This is a genomic window from Neobacillus drentensis, assembly GCF_036966985.1.
In the GTDB taxonomy this organism is placed as follows: Bacteria; Bacillota; Bacilli; order Bacillales; family Cytobacillaceae; genus Neobacillus; species Neobacillus drentensis_E.
Map to the genome: position 1 here is coordinate 18,074 of NZ_JBALSN010000161.1, position 5,084 is coordinate 23,157.

Below are 5,084 nucleotides of genomic sequence, written 5' to 3' on the forward strand. Positions count from 1 at the left end.
GATTGATACCGAAACGTATGATCCTCGCCTCAATCAAGAGAAAACACTGAGTGCAGGCAAACTTGAAACTCTCGCCAAATGTCCGTATTCCTATTTTTTAAGAGAAGTGCTAAAGGTTAAACCGGTAGAGGGTGTTTCCTATGATGCAAACAAATGGCTGGACGCAGCTACACGTGGAAGTTTGCTTCACAGTATTTTTGAATCATTTTATAAAAAATTAACAGAGGATTCTACCAAGCCTTCATACGCTAAGCACCTGGGCCTTATTGTAGAGATTGCTCAAGACTTAATTGATGAACAAAAGGAAGTGCTGCCGCCTCCGAATGAGAGAGTCTATCAACGTGAGCGGAATGACATCCTAGCTTGTTGTGATATTTTTCTAAAAGAAGAAGAGCTTCATGGTGAAAATTATGATCCGCTTCATTTCGAATATTCATTTGGGATTGGCGAACAGGAACCAGCGCTTATTACTCTTCCATCAGGGGAAATACGAATAGCTGGGATCATTGACCGTGTCGATCAAACAAAGAATGGCAAATATCACATCATTGATTATAAAACCGGGAGCACCTATGGGTATACGAAAAATGCTGCCTTCAAAGGCGGCCGCCAACTCCAGCACATGATTTATGCATTGGCAATTGAACAGCATCTCAATCTCGGCGAGGGTGCTGTCGAAGAAAGTTCCTATTATTTTCCAACCCGAAAAGGTTTAGCACAAAGATTTACGAGGAAGCAGGACAAGACACTTCGAACCAATGGCATGGATATTTTGGAAAAGTTAATCGAAGCGGTGAGTCATGGACATTTTGAGATGACTGATGATATCAATGATTGCAAATTCTGTGAATATAAGCTGGTGTGCCGCCGTCATTTTTATGATAAAGAAACCCTTGAAATAAAACAGTCGAATCAGAAGCTAAAGGGGGTTAGAGCCTATGACTAAGGAAATTCGCGATCAAGCAGCCCGGGATAAAATTAAATCACAACTCAGCACGAATTTTTTAGTCGAAGCTGGGGCGGGTTCAGGTAAAACAACAAGCTTAGTCGAGCGGATGGTTAACCTTATTTATACGGGAACCGCGGAAATTCAGGAAATAGTCGCGATTACGTTTACTCGGAAAGCAGCCGATGAGTTAAAGGTCCGTTTTCAAGCGAAATTAGAAGAAGCATGGAAAAAGGAAAAGAATCTTGAAATCCAATTTCGTCTAGGGGAAGCACTGCAAAATATAGAGCGCTGCTTTTTAGGTACGGTCCACGCCTTTTGTGCGAAACTGTTGCGCGAGCGCCCGATCGAAGCGAATTTAGATTTAACCTTTGAGGAGCTTGAAGAAGCTGATGACCTCGAGATATTAGAAGAGGCCTGGCAGCTTCATTTACAAACCTTAATGGATGAACAACCACATTCAATGGAAATCATCGAAGAATTAGGGATTACTGTGGACAACCTTTTCCCTTGGTTAAAAGGGTTAAAGGAATATTCTGATGTGGACTGGATAACCGAATCACTTCCGAAACCTGAACTTAATGTAGAATATCATTCTTTCATGCTCTTAATCAAGGAAGCAAAAAGATGCGTTCCCGAGGAGGAGCCTCCAAAGGGATATGATGGTTTACAGAAATCGATTTTAACAGCTGTTCAAAAGGAAAGATTCATTGACCCTTCGAAGGAAAAGGACATTATTAGCATTTTCGAATTATTTAATAAGAATTTAAAGCCTACCTATAATCGGTGGCCCTCCAAAGAAGATGCAAAATTTTACGAAGAAAAAATTTCATCCGAATTTGAGGTAACGATTAAACCGCTGATCCAGGCATGGAAGGAATATTGCCATCCAAAAATTATTAGTTTCTTAGAAGATGCTGTAAAGACTTATGTGCAATTGAAGAAAGAGAGATCCCTTCTAAATTTTCAAGATTTAATGATGTATACTTCAAAGCTGCTAAAAGGAAATCCTGAGGTTCGAGCCTATTTCCAAGCGAAATATCGGTACTTACTCGTTGATGAGTATCAGGACACTGATCCGATTCAGGCAGAGATTATGTTTTATTTAACGAGTGATGACATCCATGAAGAAACATGGTCAAATTGCAAACCGAAAGCTGGCTCACTCTTTGTGGTAGGCGATCCAAAACAAGCCATTTACCGTTTTCGTCGTGCTGATATTGACACCTATAACCGCGTCAAGCAGTTACTCGAGGAACATGGCGGCGAAGTGCTGCAATTGACGACTAATTTCCGGACCGTTGACACGGTAACCAGTGAATTAAATATGGTGTTTAAACGGCATTTACCTGAGGTAGAATCAGATTACCAAGCGGCATACCGGCCGTTAGTTTCCTTTCACGAGGACCAGGGTGCTGAGTTTACTGGTGTAAAGCGTTTATCCGTTCCTGCCGATTATAAAAAGAAGGAGGATGTCATATTAATCGATGCAGAAAACATCGCCTTAACCATTCAAACCCTAATGGGGCAGGGACATCAAGCCAAGGACTTCATGGTACTAACGAGGTATACAGATGGAGTAGCAGCCTATGCGAAAACGATTGAGGACATGGGAATCCCAGTCAGTATCAGTGGTGAAGTAATTCTTGGTGAAACGAGAGAGTTCCAAGATTTATGGATCTTGCTAACATCCTTTTTGGATCCAACCGATGAGGTGAGCTTGATTGCCGTGTTACGGGGAATTTTCTTCGGAATCAGTGACCAAGATTTATACCAATGGAAACAAGCAAATGGTCGATTTTCCATTTTTGCTAATATTCCTACGGGAATTTCGCCAGAGTTAGCAGCTGAATTTGAAATCGTTTTAGAAAAATTACAGTTTTATCAAAAGCTAATTCGTTCACTTTCGCCAACAGCAGCGATTGAAAAAATCATCGAAGAAGTTGGCTTCTATCCATTACTTTTGAAAAATGGCCGGAACAAACGAACCTATAAAAGTCTGCTCCAAATACTAGAAGCCCTTCGTAAACAGGAGGCGGCTGGAAAAACGACCTATAAACAAGTCCTCGAAGTACTGACGGAGATGATTTTTGAAAAAACGGTTGTGGCTAATCTTGAAGAAGAGGCGGATGCTGTTCGGATTATGAATATACATAAAGCAAAAGGCCTCGAGGCGCCGATTGTCTTTTTAGCACATCCGGCTAAGACAGTCAGTCCTGAATCCTTTTTATCACAGCATATTAAACGGGAAGACCATACCTCAAAAGGGTACTTTACGTTTATAGTGAAGAATGGTTATGCGGATAAGGAAATTGCGATTCCACCCCAATGGGTGTCGCATAAGTCAGAGGAATTAATGTACCTTACCGAAGAGGAGCTGAGGATTGTTTATGTTGCAGCTACTCGTGCTGAACAAGCCCTTATCATCAGTTCCCATAATGGGAATAAGAAAAATCCTTGGAACATCCTTTTCAAAATGGAAAACATCGAAGAGATGGAAATCGCGGAGTTAGAGGCTTTTAAGATTCCTTCCATTCAAAAAGAGATTACCTTCACCGAATTTCAGGCGAAAACCATTAGTAAAAACGCCTGGCTGGACCAAAGCAGGGAAAAATCCTTTGAACATTGGTCGCCAACAAAGAATAAAGATTATTCTGAGTTGATTACCATTGAACGAGAATCGGGCGGCGGCAAAAATTGGGGCACGCTGATTCATGATATCTTTGAAAAAGCAGTTCAAGGTCATGACATCTCTAATTATATTAAGGTCGGTTTAAGCAAATATAAGCTTCCAATCGAAAGGGAAAAAGAAGTAAACACCTACCTGGAAAACTTTCGACATTCACCGCTTTGGGATGAATTAGTGACAGCCGAGGAAGTAATGACAGAAGTTCCGTTTACATTAAAAGTGGAAAGAGGGCACACTCTTTATTCGTTAATCACCACTAACCCTGAGGATAAGCATCCCTTCTATGTGAAAGGAATGATTGATCTCATCTATAAAACGAATGGCACATGGACAATTGTTGATTATAAAACAGACCGAGCTAAACAAATAGAAGATTATGAAAAACTCCAGGCATTCTATCGCAGCCAGCTATCCTTCTATAAGCATGCCTGGGAGGAGTTAACCGGAGAAATAGTAACGGGCAATTTTCTGTATTTCTTGGAGCCCAACAAAATAATAGCTAATTGATTAGATCCATATAAAAAAAGAAAATTCCACAGGTCTCAAACTTGTGGAATTTCTTTTGTAAAAATAGTTTTTAACCAGGCTATCTTATAAGTACTTTGCTATTTTTATATTCTTCTTCAGCTACTTTTTTTACTCTCTCACAAAATTGAACGACAATTTTGTCGCTTGCTAAGAATAAAAATAACTTTAGGAAGGCTTTTAGTGGCTTATTTGTACAGGTGTATTTAAAAAGAGTTTTATGCTTATTGATGGCGGTTAATTCATACATAGCGGTGATCTCAAACATCTTGGCAAGAGTAAAACCAACTTTTAATTTCTTCTGATCGGGAGTATTTTGATATTCTAATGTTTCAACATCATATTCTTCGACACGTTTGCCTTCTCGATATTTCTGCCGATAGATGCTTCCAACACCTTCATTTGTCACTTTTACAGGTTGATGATCGACTACTTGTGGCATTATTCTTTGCATTTCCTCTAATGAACCATTTAACAATCCCCAAACGGTATCAATGGGAGCTTGGATTTCAATTTCCTTTGACCACTCTTTCAACCAACATCACCTCGAGGTATATTTTGATTAGTTTACTAATAATTCTCTTTTTAACAAGAAATATCCTTTTCCTATACCATTTATGTCGAGAATGGGACTTTTTTCATGGGGATGGTGGTGTTCTTCCTATAAAACCTCTGGAACCGAAAGACAAAAAGAAACATCATCGCGGGGACTATGTATTGAAGGGGGACTGTTTCATGGCCATGTTCCCTGATTTTAAGAATGCCACCCTCTGGATTACCTACTAGTCCATAGAAAAGACCGTAAGCAACATTCAACCCGTAGTGAATTCCGCTATCTGCCCAAATTGAGCCAGTTTTATAGAATGCGTACGTTAAAGAAAGACCTAATAATATAGAAAAAATAATATTGCTTATGCTTAAGCC

4 protein-coding genes are annotated in these 5,084 nt (G+C 39.9%); 2 read left to right on the plus strand and 2 right to left on the minus strand.

Translation table 11 applies throughout. The features are described from left to right. Both V7659_RS11125 and V7659_RS11130 read left to right on the plus strand, forming a co-directional pair. The coding region (locus V7659_RS11125) for a PD-(D/E)XK nuclease family protein (RefSeq protein WP_335540091.1) at window positions 1-946 on the plus strand (946 nt) is incomplete at its 5' end. Next, a complete protein-coding gene (locus tag V7659_RS11130) occupies window positions 939-4,142 on the plus strand; it encodes a UvrD-helicase domain-containing protein (protein ID WP_335540092.1) in 3,204 nt (1,067 codons plus the stop codon). The genes V7659_RS11125 and V7659_RS11130, both read left to right, overlap by 8 nt. A 79-nt stretch (window positions 4,143-4,221) precedes the next feature. Here the strand turns inward: V7659_RS11130 and V7659_RS11135 are convergent, their stop codons facing one another. Both V7659_RS11135 and V7659_RS11140 read right to left on the minus strand, forming a co-directional pair. Beyond that, window positions 4,222-4,695 carry an SRPBCC family protein gene (locus V7659_RS11135; RefSeq protein ID WP_335540093.1) on the minus strand — a complete coding sequence of 158 codons (474 nt, stop codon included), beginning with the start codon at window positions 4,693-4,695 and terminating at the stop codon, window positions 4,222-4,224. Between the two features lie 80 nt (window positions 4,696-4,775). Then, window positions 4,776-5,084, minus strand: a 309-nt coding sequence (locus V7659_RS11140; RefSeq protein ID WP_335540094.1) for a type II CAAX prenyl endopeptidase Rce1 family protein, incomplete at its 5' end; no start/stop codon positions are given.

Bases quoted from the DNA above. Each gene is read 5' to 3' on its own strand.
- V7659_RS11130 (WP_335540092.1), top strand. From the start codon at position 939: ATGACTAAGGAAATTCGCGATCAAGCAGCCCGGGATAAAATTAAATCA.